The sequence below is a fragment of the Anaerococcus sp. Marseille-P3915 genome, assembly GCF_900258475.1.
GTDB lineage: Bacteria > Bacillota > Clostridia > Tissierellales > Peptoniphilaceae > Anaerococcus > Anaerococcus kampingae.
Genome location: NZ_LT984887.1, coordinates 1,498,806 through 1,512,973, shown reverse-complemented (window position 1 = coordinate 1,512,973; position 14,168 = coordinate 1,498,806). Strand labels below are relative to the sequence as shown.

Sequence of the window (14,168 nt, the reverse complement as noted above, 5' to 3'; positions counted from 1 at the left end):
TTTTTATCCTTGCAAGCCGTCTGCTTGTCTTTGCATATTTTCTACCACGATATCGTGTATATCGCCTAGGCTTGCTGCGTATTCTAGGACTTCCCATGGTTTATTGGAGTGGAAGTGGATTTTTATTAAGTCTTCATCCCCAACTGCAAGTAGGGAATCACCCTCTAGGTTGTCTGATATATAGTCAAAGATTTCATCTTCGTCTAGGTCTTTGTCTGTTCTTGCTATTAACATTTGGCAATCAAATTTGAATTCGATTTTTTCGCCTGGTTTAAATTCGTGCATTATTAGTCCCCCTTATTCAAAATAAATTATTTTCATCTTAATTGTTTATATCATGATGAACAGTATCTATTTATCGATTCTCTTCGTTCAAGGGGGAGCCCCAAGGGACCTTCCGGATGGTCCCTCATTGGGCTCCCCCTTAAACCCCCTCCCCGTTACACCCCACATCCGGCTCCTTAGCGGAGGGCGAATAAGGTTGCTTGCCTTCGGCAAGCTTCTTGAGTAATGAGGATAGTTATTTCAATAGATTTTCTTTAACCGATAAGCTTACTTTTATAAATTATACCTTAGTTTCTTTGTGTCAAGTTTCTTTTTAGTTCGGCTTCTAGGTTTGCTATTTCGGCCTTGGCTTGTTCTCGGTTTTTCTTGCCTTCTATTTGGATGTTTCTTACTTCTTCTATGGTTGTTATTAAAGCTTCGTTTGTATGTTTTATGGTTTCTAGGTCTATTATTCCACGTTCTGTTGCTTTGGCGGTTTTTATGGTGTTTTGTTTTAGGGTGTCCGCGTTTTTCCTCAAGAGTTCATTGGTTAGGTCGGTTACCCTTTGTTGGGTTCTTATGGCTTGGTCGGTGTGGTTCATGCCTAGGGCTAGGACCATTTGGTTTTTCCAGAGTGGGATGGTGTTTACTATGGTTGTTTGGATTTTTTCTGCCATTATAGAGTTTGATGATTGGACCATCCTTATTTGTGGAGCCATCTGGATTGATACCATCCTTGTTAGATCAAGGTCGTGGAGCTTTTTCTCAAATCGGTTAGCCTGGGCCTTTAGGTCGTTTACCTTTTGGGCATCTAGTGGGAGGTTACTTGCCTGAGCCTTGAGCTCTAGGGCTGGGATGTCATTTTTGTAAAGGTCGGCTAGCTTTCTATTTCCTGCCTCAATGTACATGGAGATTTCCTTGTAGTAGTCTTCATTTAAATCATACATCTGATCTAGCATTGATATATCCTTCATAAGGGTTATCTGATGATTTTCTAGGACCTTTGCTACGTCATTTATATTTTTTTCGGCTGATTGGTAGCGGACTTTGAGGTCTTCTAGCTTGTTGGTGGCTTTTTTGAAAAAGCCAAGTGGGCCAGATGGTTCATCATCTTCCATGTGTCTGATATCAACAACTACCTTATCAAGCAGGCCTCCGATTTCTCCTAAGTCCTTGTTTCTTACTGTGTCTAGGGTTTTTTCGGAAAAGTTTGAGATTTTCTTTTGGGCTCCTGAGCCGTATTGCAAGATGATATTTGTATTTTCTAGGTCAATTTTTTTGGAAAACTCATCTATCATCTTCTCTTCTGCTTCTGAAAATGTGATTTTATTTTCAATCAAGTCTGGGCTATCATTTGTGATTGCTTCTAGCTTTGGGTCGTTTTCTTCTGCGCCATCTAGGCTTAATTTGATGTCACTCATTTTTCACTCCAATCATTTTCTAGTAGGCCTTCTTGATTTAGGATTAGCTCTATGGTGTCTATGTCTGTTTTTACATCCATAGCCCTGTCGCTTAGAAGGTCTACCTTGATGTTGTCAAAGGCTTCAGCAATGGTTTTGATTGAATTTTCAATCTCTGCCATGGCCTTTCTAATCTTTATATCATCTGTATTCATCAGCTCAAATTCTTCGAATGATTCGATTAGTTTGAGGGAGGTTGGCATGTAATAGTCGTTAAATTTTGTAAGGCTACTTGCCTTTTGTGGATATTTTTTGACTATGTTTAAGATGTCAGCTATATTTGTGAAAAGAACAGAAAGCTTGGCCTTAAAGGATTCTGACCTTATATTTGATCCGGCTTTGTTCATCTTTTCAAGGATTTGGTCTGAGTTTGTGATTATATTTTCTGCCTGGTCCTTGTTTATATCTTCAACTGACACATCATCTGTAATTTCTTCCCTCTTATAGTAAGGAAGGCCTGCTATCTTTTCCTTGTAGAGCTTGAAGGTTGGTATATCAAGGATGAAAATTGAATCATTTTCAACAATTCTTGCTTGTTTGAAGTAGTTTTGCTTCATAAAATATAGCAAATCATTGATTGTCTGTTTTTCACTCTGGCTTACCGCACTTGCCAAGTCTTTTATTGAAATAATAGTGTTTGTCCCAAGCTCCCTTTTAAATCTAGAATAGTTTATGGCTAGGCGCTTGTTGTTATTGGCTATTTGCCACATGTAGATAGGTACTCCTATCCCTACAGCAATTAGTAATGATTTAAATATAAAATTCGCTAAGCCCATATAAAGTAATTCATCTAGACCTATACTAATGCAGGTAATGCCAATAATGACTGCAAAGAATTTAAGGCCATTAACCCTTCCTGGACCAATTGGATTTTTTTGCTCGCACACATTTGGGTCTCTTATGGCTGGTAGATTTGTAGAAAATCCTCTGCTAAAGCCATTTATGGCTGATGTTACTGAATTTTTAATTTTTTGCCCGATTGAGGCAAAGTCTATATTATCTAGGTCGAAATCTAAATCGTCTAGGTCAAATCTAAAGTTATTATTTTTCTTTGCCATTTTTCTCTCACTTTCATTTTCTATAATCATTATACGCTAGCTCAATATAATTTAAATAGAATTTAATATATTTAAGATTATTTTTTGAAAAATTCAATATATCAATCTTTTAGGTCTATAACTTTATCGAACTTGTCTTCGATGGCAAATATATCTTCCCTAGAGCCAAAAACTGTTATATTATTAAGGTCCATGGCCTTTTTGAAATCATCTGCCATAGCTTTTATGTCTTCGATTTTTGTAGCCTTGATTTCAGCAAGGATATCATCTTCTTTTTTTGCGTTTTTGATCCTAAAGTAGGAATAATCGCTATCTGCCATTTGTTTTGGTGACCTAGGTCTTAGGATAGAGCCCATGGATGAGATTTTTTGGTTGTCAAAATCTCTCTGACTCATTTCAAGACTTGCAGCGATTTCTGGAATCTGGTCATAGGCTTCTAGGGTTTTTTCTATATTAGGGTCCCTGTAGGAGTAAGTTGCAAGGTTTAGGGCCCTTGTTATGGTCATTCCTGCCCCGTAGGCACCGCCCTTGGCTCTGATTAGGGAATATAGGTAAGGATTTGAAATTATAGAGCTTGCTAGCATGTAAGAGCCTTTAAAGCTTTTAGCATCAAGCTTTGCTGATTTTGATACGTAATTTACATTGGCATCTGATGCGATGGCTTCTTTTACAGGCTTTGGCGAAAAGTCAATTTCTACATCTTCTGGCTTATCCTTAAGATTTACTAGATTATCATTGATTGCATTCTTCATTATTAGGTAATCTTCTTTAGTTGCCGCAATATTAATTGAAAGGCTCTTTGTAAAGATTTTCTTGCTAATTTTCTCTAGTTTTTCTCTGAGACTTTCAAAATCATTTTCGCAAAGCTTGATGACATCTTTTATAAAGTCATAATAGGCTAGACCTGTTATATTTTCCTGGATGAAGGCAGCCTTATCTAGGTGTGAATTGTTTCTATTTATAGCTATCATGTGGCCTGAATCATACATTCTTGATTCAAATATCGACTTTCTAATCCTTAAAAGCTCAAGGATTCTCGCCTTATTGTCAAAAATAGAATTAAAGGCAAAGTCATTTACGAGGTTCATGGCATCTTTTGCATAGGCCCTTAGGGTTTTAAAACCGATTTTGAAATTCCTGTCAATCTTTTCTGGTCCTTGTCTAAAATTTGTTATTGAAAAATTGATAGAACCAAGTTTTTGCCAGATTATATCGTCAATTTCTGTATATGATATATTTTTGGTATCTATTGATGCAGCAAGCTCTGCAAAGATTTGGGCGTATTTTAAGTCCTCCAGGCTTAGGTGGTTGATATCAAAATAAAGCTCTGTATAGATTAGGCCTGCTGTATTTAGGTCGTTGAAAACATATTGGAATTTTTCTTCTTCAACGAGTCTTTTTACTTTTACAGTTGCTGTTGGCACATCTCTTAGGTCAAGGACTGGGATTGTGGCCTTTTCTTTCTCGGTATTTTCCCTATTTTGGTAGGTCTCAAGATTCTTAAGAGATGCCTTTATCTCTTCTAATTTTTCATCAGACATCTCTCTATTGACCCTAGCAAGAAAATCTTTAAATTCGGCGTCTTTCTTTTTGTTGTAGTCCATGCTTGGCTTTGAAAGGTGAATTAGCCTTGTAGGATTATTTATATAGAAATCTTTGATGAAATTTTCATAATAATCTGTATCTATTAATTCCCTTAATTCCTTTAGATAGTCAACGATTTTGAATACTTCGAAAGGATCTGCGTCAAAGGACATGGATAGGTAATAAGTAAGGCCTGCATTTACAGAATTTAGGTTTTCCAATTGACCAAATTCAAAGAGAGAAAAGGCAGATTTTAGGGCTTCCTTATTTAGGCCCTGGCTTGCTTCTTTAAGGCCATCTTCAATTATGTCTACAAAATCATCTAGCTTATAGCCATCAGCCTTTTGGGCTTGGATGATAAGGCCAGCGCGGTTGCCGTAGGTATTTCTTGCATAGAAATATTCTGGTGATAATTTTTCTTGGACTTCTAGCCTAATCTTTGATGAATCCATATTAAAAAGTGCATTGACAAGAACAGCTGCTGTGAGTGTTTCCTTTATATCCAGGCTTGAGTGGGTGAGCATGGCATAGGATAGGTAGTCTTCGTTTTCATTTTCCCTTGCAGATGGATAAGTCCCCTCGATTGGAGCTTCATAATGATTTTCCACAACTTCTATGGCAAGGTCTATATCCTTATAATCATAGTGGCTTAGATATTCCTCATCAAGCCTTGTAAGATAGGCATCGATGTCATCTATATTTCCATAATAATAGATATAGGCATTTGATGGGTGGTAGTGAGTTTTGTAAAAGTCCACAAAGTCATCAAAGGTCAAATCCTTGATATCAGCAGGATTTCCACCTGATTCGTATTCATAAGGACTATTTTTATAGAGGTAAGAATTTATTTCATTTGAGATAAGGCTTTCTGGATCAGAAAGAGCCCCTTTCATTTCATTATAAACTACGCCAGATACGCCGACGACCTTATCATTGTCATCAAGATCAAAATGCCAACCCTCTTGGTCAAGGATTTCCTTTTTTTCAAGGACAAGGGGTGCAAAAACCGCATCTGTATAGACATCAACTAGGTTTCTAAAGTCCTTGTCGTTTTCACTAGAAACAGGGAAAACAGTCTTATCAGGATAGGTCATAGCATTTAGGAAGGTCTGTAGGCTCGAAGAAGCCATATCCATAAAGGGATCCTTAGTCCTATATTTCTTAGACCCATTAAGAACAGAATGTTCCATAATGTGGGCCATGCCCTTAGAATTTGTAGGAGGAGTCTTAAAACCAATCCCAAAAGTCTTATTAGCATCGGTCGACTTGGCAAAGACAATCCTCGCCCCAGTTTTTATATGTTTGTAGTAAAAGGCAGTGATCCCTAACTTATCAAAGCCTTCACTTTTAATTAATTCGTAATTTTTATTCATTATATATCCTTTACTTTTTGCTTTTAAGATAATTATACCATTTTTATCCAAGATAAAGTATTCTAGGGGCTTCTCCTAAAAATCCCTGTTTTATTATCCAAGATGGTTGGTTTATTATCCAAGATAATATTAATATTTACTTTAATTCTTTGTAATTTTTTATCATAATAAATTATTGTCATTAAGCTGATGACTTCGCCAAAGGGGGAGGGCCAAGGACCCTTTCGCATGGGTCCTCATTGCCCTCCCCCTTACACCCCCACTTCGTTACACCCCGCAAGCGACTCTTGCAGAGGGCAAAATGAAGATTGCCTCTGGCAATCTTCTTTATTAGACCTGACTGCTATTCATCCTGGTACAAAATCTATTATTTCAAATCTCGTCAGCTAAAAATTTAGATTCACTCCACTTCGTTTCGTTCAACAAAATTTTTGGACGCCGACTTGATTTGAAATAATTAACGATTTTAATTAAGTATATCTTAAAGTTCTATTCTCTAAACAACTAATCGCAAAGTTTGTCAAAGGCAGACGAGTCTTAAATCTACTTTGACGTTAATATTCTCTCAGAATACAGAACTATATCCCCAAAGGTCGGGAGATTTTGTAAATGGAGATGTCGTTAAAAAAATCTCCTGACGCACGAGTGAATATTAAATTTCTGTAACTACTAAGATGTAGGGTATATACAAAACATAAATTTGGACTAGATTGAGATTTTTAGGCATCGGAATGTCAAAACTAGTAAGAATTAGGATGGCTAAAACAAAGGATTATGCCTGCCAAGAGAGGCTTGCCGAAGGCAAGCTTCTGTTCATGCTCCCCGCTTTAGGGGCCGCCTGGGGGTGTAACGGGGAGGGGTTTAAGGGGGAGGGCAATGAGGACCCATGCGAAAGGGTCCTTGGGCCTCCCCTTGAGACGGAGATTCAATAGTAAATAATAATCATTTAATAAAAGATAAAATAACGAAGAATTAAACCTCATAATAATATTGTCTTGGATAATAAAGTAGGGGTTTTAGGGGCAAGCCCCTAAAATAATTTTATATTGTATAAAAGTCTAGCTTTTTTGGGTATTAATATAACAATACTTAATGAAAGGATTTTTATGAAATTAGGAATTATTGGGGCTGGGAAAATTGTCAAGGAACAGCTCACTTTTTTAAATGATATAGATGGTATTGATCTTCTTGCTATTGCGGCTACTAGCCGTAGTGAGGATAAACTCAAAGATTTATGCCGAAGATATGAAATTCATAAATATTACACTGATTATGAGAAGCTTCTAGCTGATGATGAGGTTGAGGTTGTTTATGTAGCTCTTCCTAATAATCTCCACTATGAGGTTATGGATAAGGCCCTTGATTATGGTAAGGATATTATTTGTGAGAAGCCTTTTACTGCTGATATCAACCAGGCCCTTAAGATTTTTAGGAAGGCTGAAAAGAAAAATCTAATCGTCCTTGAAGCTATGAGTAACCGTTTTAATCCAAATGCTCTTGCTGTTAAGGAGAGGATAAAGGATTTGGGTAAGCTTAAGATTGTTTCTTTTAATTATTCCCAATATTCATCTAGGTATGATGCCTTTAAGAAGGGGGAGATTGCCCCAGCCTTTAGCCTTGGTCATGCTGGTGGAGCCCTTATGGATCTCAATGTTTATAATATTGATTATGTGATTAATCTTTTTGGCGTGCCAGAGGATGTGAAATATTTTCCAAATATTGAAAATTCTATCGATACTTCTGGAGTCATGGTTATGGATTATGGAGATTTTAAGGCTGTTTGTATAGGGGCTAAGGATTCTTCTGCAGAATTTTTAAATACTATCCAAGGAGAACATGGAACTATTACTATTAAGGATGCCTTAAATTCTTTTGACACAGCTGTTATTTCTATTAAGGGTCAGGATGATGAGCTTTTAGAACTTGATGGGACTAAGTCTAGACTTTACTATGAATGGATTGACTTTGATAAAATTATAAAAGACAGGAATTACAAAAAGGCAAATGACCTTGCTGATTTAACTTTGGCAACTGTCGAAGCTATAAATCAAGCTAGGATTGAGGCGGGCATATTTTTCCCATCTGATGAGAATTAGTTGTTAAAAATTTGTTTAATTTAAATGAATTATGTTATAATTAACATAAGGTTTATTGGACAGATTTAAGATATTATGTGTATTTTAAAAGGTTCTAGAGGTTTTAAGTTTTGGAATCGGTGATTTAGGATTAAATCAGTTTTTATAACTGTTTAATAAATCAAAATATTTGTATTTTATACAAGAAAGGAGTTATTATGGTAGGAATTATCCTAGCAAGCCACGGGGCCTTTGCTGAGGGTATTAAGGAATCTGCTCAAATGATTTTTGGAAATCAAGATAAGTTTGAAGCGGTTGTTCTTAAACCTTCTATGGGGCCAGATGACTTTAGGGCAAATCTAGAAGCTGCTATCGAAAAACTCGATTGCGATGAAGTTTTGTTCCTATGCGACCTTTGGGGAGGTACCCCATTTAACCAATCTTCTGCTGTTCTTGATGGACACGAAGATAAGTGGGCTATTGTCGCAGGTCTTAACCTTCCAATGGTTATAGAGGCTCTTAGCGAGAGATTTACTGAAGAATCTGCTCATAAGATTGCAACTACAATCATTACATCTGCTAAGGAGGGCATCAAGGCTAAGCCTGACAGCCTAAATCCTGTTGAAAAGGCAGCTGAGGCTGAAGCTAAGACAGATAGCGAAGTTGAAAAGAAGATGGTAGGTGGAACTATTCCTGAGGGTACTGTTCTTGGTACAGGTGAAATCGATATACCTGTTGCAAGAATTGATACTAGGCTTTTACATGGTCAAGTTGCAAGTAACTGGACTAAGGCTATAAGGCCTGACAGGATTATTGTTGTATCTGACAATGTTGCTCACGATGCTCTTCGTAAGCAAATGATTATGGAGGCTGCTCCTCCAGGAGTTCACGCTCACGTTGTCCCTATCAAGAAGATGAAAGAGATTCAAGATGACCCAAGATTTGGGGCTACTCGTGCCTTGCTTCTATTTGAAAAACCTCAAGAGGTTTTAGAATTCTTGGAAATGGGTGGTAAGCTTGATACTGTAAATATCGGATCTATGGCTCACTCTAAGGGCAAAGTTGTTGTTACAAATGTACTTGCCATGGACAAGGACGATGTTGAAACTCTTGAGAAGATTAAGTCAATGGGTGTTAAGTACGATGTAAGAAAAGTACCAGCTGACAGCCCAGAAAATTACGAATCTATTATCAAAAAAGCTAAAAGCGAATTAAATATGTAGGAGAAATTATGAGTATTTTTAATATTATTTTAATCGGCCTAGTAGCTTTCCTAGCTGGTTGTGAAGGTATTTTGGACCAATTCCAATTCCACCAACCACTTGTTGCTTGTACCCTTATAGGTCTTGTAACAGGCCATCTTAGAGAAGGTATTATACTTGGCGGTTCACTTCAAATGATTGCCCTAGGTTGGGCAAATATCGGTGCTGCGGTTGCTCCAGATGCGGCTTTAGCATCAGTTGCTTCAGCTATTATCATGGTTTTAGCCCTAGAAGGTGGAACAGCTGATCCAACTACAGCTATTAACACTTCTATAACCCTTGCTATTCCTCTATCAGTAGCAGGTTTATTCCTTACAATGCTTGCCAGAACTCTAGCTATTCCATTAGTTCACGGTATGGATGCTGCAGCAGAAAATGCTGACTTTGGCAAAATTGAAACCCTTTCATGGATAGCAGTAGCTATGCAAGGTCTTCGTATCCTTGTCCCAGCTCTAGCACTATGCTTTATCCCACCAGCAGCTGTAACAGAAGCTCTTAATAGGATGCCAGAATGGCTAACAGGTGGTATGGCAGTAGGCGGCGGCATGGTAGCAGCTGTAGGTTATGCTATGGTTATCAATATGATGAGTACAAAAGAAACTTGGCCATTCTTTGCCCTAGGTTTTGTACTTGCTGCAATTCCAAACCTAACCCTAATTGCTCTAGGTGTTATAGGTTGCGTACTAGCAGTAGTATACATGACCCTAAAACAACTAGCTACATCTAATAGTGGAAGTGGTAATGCCGGAAGCGGTGACCCACTTGGCGATATAATCAATGATTATTAAGGAGAAGCTATGACTGATAAAACAATAAATAATGAGAAAAAAATAAGTCTTTCAAGATCTGCTCGTGTTAAGGTTTGGTGGAGACACCAATTCCTACAAGGATCTTGGAACTATGAAAGAATGCAAAATGGTGGTTGGGCTTTCTCTATAATTCCTGCCATCAAAGAACTTTACAAAGATAAAAAAGACCAAGCTGATGCCCTTAAGCGTCACCTAGAATTTTATAATACCCACCCATACGTATCAAGCCCAGTAATGGGTGTAACCCTAGCTATGGAAGAAGAAAGAGCTAATGGTACACCAATCGAAGATGCGGCAATAAACGGTGTTAAGGTAGGTATGATGGGACCTCTTGCAGGTGTAGGAGATCCAGTATTCTGGTTTACCTTTAGACCAATCATAGGTGCCCTTGGTGCATCTCTTGCCCTAACAGGTTCTCCTTTAGGTCCACTTTTATTCTTTATTCTTTGGAATGCCCTAAGAATGATATTTGAATGGCAAACCCAAGAGCTAGGCTATAAGGCTGGTAATGAAATAACAAAAGACCTTTCAGGCGGTGTCCTTGGTAGGATTACAACCATGGCATCAATTTTAGGTATGTTTATAGTAGGTGCCCTAGTACAAAGATGGGTATCAATCAAATTTGCCCTAGATGTATCAGCTGTTCAACAACAACCAGGTTCATACATTGACTGGGCAGCCCTACCAGCAGGAGCTGAAGGAATCCAAGCGGCCCTTAAACAATTTTCAGCAATAGGACCAACAGCCCTAGATCCAGTAAAAGTCACGACTTTACAACAAAACTTGGACTCACTAATACCTGGTCTAGTACCACTTCTACTAACCCTAGGTATTTGTAAATTACTAAAGAAAAATGTTTCTCCAATTACAATAATCTTAGCCCTATTTGTAATCGGTGTAATAGCTAAATTCTTTAGAATAATGTAAGATGATTCAAAGCCAAAATTCAAAAGTCGATCTTAAGATAAAGGCTAATCTATTGGGAGGTCTCCTCAGCAGGGGGGACCTCCTTATAGGTAATAAGGCTATAGAATATTATAACGAAAGAGATGTAAGAGATTTTATACAGATTCCCTATAAGGAAATAAAACTCATAACAGCATCCGTAATACTTGATAAGAAAATATCCAGATTTGCCATTCACACCAAGGCAAACGGCGATTTTATCTTCAACACCAAAGACAACAAAAAAGTCTTAAGGGCTATAAATAAGTATCTTCCGGATGATAAATTAAGAAAATCTCTCACTCTTATGGATTATGTAAAGAAAATATTTAAAAGATAGGTCCTAATCGGGCTTAGACTGAGGACAAAGTAGATGAAAAGCACAAACTCATCTACTTTTTCTATGCAATAGATAATAAGTATTTATATACAATACAAGTAAGCAAGATAAAAACGGGTATATATATCTAAAAGATATATTTAAGGAGATATTATGGCAACAATTAGCACAGGTCTTTGGGGAGACTCTAACACTTTTAACTTAAAAGAGATTGACTCATCTAAGGTAAGAAGTGAGCTTTTAGATTTTTTTGTTGATGGAGAGGAAATCATATCGGCCTTTGAGACAATTAGAGATCAGGTTGTTTTTTCTAATAAGAGGATTCTTGTCGTCAATGTTCAAGGAATTACCGGCAAAAAAAGAGCTTATATTTCTTATCCTTATTCAAAGATTCAATATTTTGGTGTTGAAACTGCAGGTGTTTTGGACATTGATAGTGAGCTTTTCCTTGCATTTAATGATGGCAAGTCTCTTTCGTTTGACTTTAAAACTAGCGTTGATATAGTTAGCATCTCAAAGGTTATAAGCTCATATGTACTTTAAGAACTAGTGAGTACAAATTGTTTACCCATATAGATTTTATTTTACAAAATATATTTTTTGGCACTGATGGCCTTCTTATTTTTACGCTTGCCAAGGTCAATATCCAGCAAGCGAGGGCACAGGAGCTATCCACAGAGCCAACTAGTTAGGAGGCAAGGCTGTGACAGAAATAATATTATTTGCTAGAAATGCAGCAAAACCCGCTGAAGAATATATTTTAAAATAAATTCTAAAAGCCCTTTTGTAGCTATAAGGATGGGGTGCTTTTTTATCAAGAAAGTGAAAACATTTTCTCAAAGGGGTAGAAATTTATTAGAAGTTATTATATAATTATAGTATAAAAATAAAAATGGACATAAAATTAACAACAAGTCCAAGAAGGAGCAATATATGAAAAACTATAATACATCTAAGATCAGGAATCTCGCCTTGGTAGGGCATTCGGGAGCTGGTAAAACTTCACTTACTGAATCCCTTTTATTTAAAACTGGTGTTATCGATAAAAAGGGAAAAGTAGAATCTGGAAATACAGTTTCAGACTACGAAAAACAAGAGAAAAAGAGAAATATTTCCCTACAAACATCAATTATTCCGATAGAATACAACGATTATAAATTAAATTTCATAGATTCTCCAGGATTTTTTGACTTTGAGGGTGAAGTATTGCAGGCTCTAAGGGCAGCAGAATCAGCTCTCTTTGTAATAGATGGTGAAAAGGGCATAGAAGTTGGTACAGAAAAATATTGGAAATATACTCAAAAAATTAATTTACCTTCCATTATTTTTGTAAACAAACTTGATAAGGAAAACGCTAATTTTAACAAGGTCGTAAGTGATCTTCACATAGAATTTGGTAAAAACATCATTCCTCTAACCCTAATGCTTGGCGAAGGTGATGAATACGAAGGCATCATAGATGTCATGGACAAAAAAGCTTACACCTATCACAATGATGAAAAGGCTGAAGCAGAAATTCCAGAAATAAGAATGGCAGAAGTTGAAGAAGTTTTCAACCAAGTCATAGAAGCTGTAGCTGAAAGTGATGACGCTCTAATGGAAAAATTCTTTGAAGGCGAAGAATTCTCAGAAGCAGAAATTAGAGAAGGTCTATCAAAGGCAATCCTAAATGGTAAGGTAGTTCCACTTATAGCAGGTTCTACAGAAAAAATGATAGGTCTAACAAGCCTACTTGACTGCATAATCAAATACATGCCAGCAATCGATGATGAAGCGGCTAATATAGGTTTTAGGGTAGCAGATGGCTATGAGGCTTTTGAAGCAAAAGAAGATGCGCCATTTTCTGCAGTAGTATTTAAGACCCTTGCAGACCCATTCTTAGGAAAGATTTCAATCTTTAAGGTTCTATCAGGTTCAATTTCAAAAGATGACAAGCTTTATAATGCAAGCAAAGATAGAGATGAAAAGATAGCTTCACTCTTCTACCTAAGAGGAAATGAACAAATTAAAACAGATAAGGTCGTAGCTGGTGATATAGGAGCCTTTGCTAAACTAGAAGCAACTTCTACTGGCGATACACTTTGCTCTAAAGAAAACAAAATCCTTTATAAACAAGTTAAATATCCAAAACCAGTCCTATTTTACGCGATAAAGGCTGTAAGCCGTGCTGATGAGGATAAGATTTCTGAAGCTCTTCAAAAACTAGCTGAAGAAGATCCAAGCTTTAACAACGAGATGAATAGAGAAACAAGTCAACAAGTCCTATCAGGTCTTGGCAATGTTCAGCTTGAAGTAATAATGGATAAGCTAAAAGATAATTACTCTGTAAATACAGAAATAGTAGAATATAGAATCCCTTATAGAGAAACAATTAAGGGCAAATCAGATGTTCAAGGTAAACACAAAAAACAATCCGGTGGTGCAGGCCAATATGGTGATGTATTTATCAGGTTTGAACCAACAGAAGAAGACTTCGTCTTTGATGAAGAAGTATTCGGTGGAGCAGTTCCTAAAAACTACTTCCCAGCTGTAGAAAAAGGTCTAGAGGAATCTCTACTAGAAGGCCCATTAGCAGGCTTTAAGGTAACAGGCGTAAAGGCAACCCTTTATGATGGCTCTTACCACCCAGTAGATTCTAACGAACAAGCCTTCAAAACTGCAGCAAGAATAGCCTTCAAAAAAGGTATAGAAGAAGCAGACCCAATCCTATTAGAACCTGTAATGGCTCTTGAAATCAATGTTCCAGACGCTAACATGGGTGATGTAATGGGAGATATGAATAAGAGACGTGGTAGAATCTTAGGCATGGAACCACAAGAAGATGGTAGCCAAATAATCAAAGCAGAAGCACCACTTTCAGAAGTTCTAACCTACGCAATAGACCTAAGAAGCCAAACATCAGCAAGAGGAAGCTTCTCAATGGACTTTGTAAGATATGAAGAGGTTCCAAAAGAAATAACCCAAAAAGTAATAGAAAATTACAAGAAAGACTAAGAGG

Annotated in this window: 11 protein-coding genes; 7 read left to right on the top strand and 4 right to left on the bottom strand. The window is 37.1% G+C overall.

The genetic code is table 11. The annotated features are described in order from the left end of the window. Positions 1–3: 3 nt before the first annotated feature. The 4 genes from C8269_RS07475 to C8269_RS07460 all read right to left on the bottom strand — a co-directional run bounded on the left by C8269_RS07475 (position 4) and on the right by C8269_RS07460 (position 5,739). A complete protein-coding gene (locus tag C8269_RS07475) occupies positions 4–285 on the bottom strand; it encodes a kinase to dihydroxyacetone kinase (protein WP_106461058.1) in 282 nt (93 codons plus the stop codon). A gap of 287 nt (positions 286–572) precedes the next feature. Beyond that, complete coding sequence (locus C8269_RS07470; protein WP_106461057.1) at positions 573–1,685, bottom strand: toxic anion resistance protein; 1,113 nt, start codon at positions 1,683–1,685, stop codon at positions 573–575. Further along, positions 1,682–2,782: a 5-bromo-4-chloroindolyl phosphate hydrolysis family protein gene (locus tag C8269_RS07465; RefSeq protein ID WP_106461155.1), complete on the bottom strand. Its 1,101-nt coding sequence runs from the start codon at positions 2,780–2,782 to the stop codon at positions 1,682–1,684. Before C8269_RS07465 ends, C8269_RS07470 begins: the two co-directional genes overlap by 4 nt. A gap of 101 nt (positions 2,783–2,883) precedes the next feature. Beyond that, entirely contained in the window at positions 2,884–5,739 is a 2,856-nt protein-coding gene (locus C8269_RS07460) for an insulinase family protein (RefSeq protein ID WP_106461154.1), read from the bottom strand. A gap of 1,106 nt (positions 5,740–6,845) precedes the next feature. Between C8269_RS07460 and C8269_RS07455 the strand changes: the two genes are divergently transcribed. The 7 genes from C8269_RS07455 (at position 6,846) to fusA (ending at position 14,164) form a co-directional block, all read left to right on the top strand. Further along, a complete protein-coding gene (locus tag C8269_RS07455) occupies positions 6,846–7,835 on the top strand; it encodes a Gfo/Idh/MocA family protein (RefSeq protein WP_106461056.1) in 990 nt (329 codons plus the stop codon). 197 nt (positions 7,836–8,032) lie between these two features. Then, the gene (locus C8269_RS07450) at positions 8,033–9,037 is read left to right on the top strand and encodes a PTS sugar transporter subunit IIB (protein WP_106461055.1); all 1,005 of its coding nucleotides are present in this window, start codon (positions 8,033–8,035) and stop codon (positions 9,035–9,037) included. Between the two features lie 8 nt (positions 9,038–9,045). After that, the gene (locus C8269_RS07445; protein ID WP_106461054.1) at positions 9,046–9,864 is read left to right on the top strand and encodes a PTS mannose/fructose/sorbose transporter subunit IIC; all 819 of its coding nucleotides are present in this window, start codon (positions 9,046–9,048) and stop codon (positions 9,862–9,864) included. 9 nt (positions 9,865–9,873) lie between these two features. Then, positions 9,874–10,812, top strand: coding sequence for a PTS system mannose/fructose/sorbose family transporter subunit IID (locus tag C8269_RS07440; RefSeq protein WP_106461053.1), 939 nt, complete (start codon positions 9,874–9,876; stop codon positions 10,810–10,812). Position 10,813: 1 nt separating this feature from the next. Beyond that, the gene (locus C8269_RS07435) at positions 10,814–11,170 is read left to right on the top strand and encodes a DUF956 family protein (protein ID WP_106461052.1); all 357 of its coding nucleotides are present in this window, start codon (positions 10,814–10,816) and stop codon (positions 11,168–11,170) included. A 153-nt stretch (positions 11,171–11,323) separates the two neighbouring features. Beyond that, positions 11,324–11,713 carry a PH domain-containing protein gene (locus C8269_RS07430; RefSeq protein ID WP_106461051.1) on the top strand — a complete coding sequence of 130 codons (390 nt, stop codon included), beginning with the start codon at positions 11,324–11,326 and terminating at the stop codon, positions 11,711–11,713. Positions 11,714–12,103: 390 nt separating this feature from the next. After that, positions 12,104–14,164 (top strand): elongation factor G, encoded by a 2,061-nt coding sequence (gene fusA, locus C8269_RS07425; protein WP_106461050.1) that lies wholly within the window; start codon positions 12,104–12,106, stop codon positions 14,162–14,164. Positions 14,165–14,168 lie beyond the last annotated feature (4 nt).

Bases quoted from the DNA above. Each gene is read 5' to 3' on its own strand.
- C8269_RS07475 (WP_106461058.1), bottom strand. From the start codon at position 285: ATGCACGAATTTAAACCAGGCGAAAAAATCGAATTCAAATTTGATTGC.
- C8269_RS07470 (WP_106461057.1), bottom strand. From the start codon at position 1,685: ATGAGTGACATCAAATTAAGCCTAGATGGCGCAGAAGAAAACGACCCA.
- C8269_RS07465 (WP_106461155.1), bottom strand. From the start codon at position 2,782: ATGGCAAAGAAAAATAATAACTTTAGATTTGACCTAGACGATTTAGAT.
- C8269_RS07460 (WP_106461154.1), bottom strand. From the start codon at position 5,739: ATGAATAAAAATTACGAATTAATTAAAAGTGAAGGCTTTGATAAGTTA.
- C8269_RS07455 (WP_106461056.1), top strand. From the start codon at position 6,846: ATGAAATTAGGAATTATTGGGGCTGGGAAAATTGTCAAGGAACAGCTC.
- C8269_RS07450 (WP_106461055.1), top strand. From the start codon at position 8,033: ATGGTAGGAATTATCCTAGCAAGCCACGGGGCCTTTGCTGAGGGTATT.
- C8269_RS07445 (WP_106461054.1), top strand. From the start codon at position 9,046: ATGAGTATTTTTAATATTATTTTAATCGGCCTAGTAGCTTTCCTAGCT.
- C8269_RS07440 (WP_106461053.1), top strand. From the start codon at position 9,874: ATGACTGATAAAACAATAAATAATGAGAAAAAAATAAGTCTTTCAAGA.
- C8269_RS07435 (WP_106461052.1), top strand. From the start codon at position 10,814: ATGATTCAAAGCCAAAATTCAAAAGTCGATCTTAAGATAAAGGCTAAT.
- C8269_RS07430 (WP_106461051.1), top strand. From the start codon at position 11,324: ATGGCAACAATTAGCACAGGTCTTTGGGGAGACTCTAACACTTTTAAC.
- fusA (WP_106461050.1), top strand. From the start codon at position 12,104: ATGAAAAACTATAATACATCTAAGATCAGGAATCTCGCCTTGGTAGGG.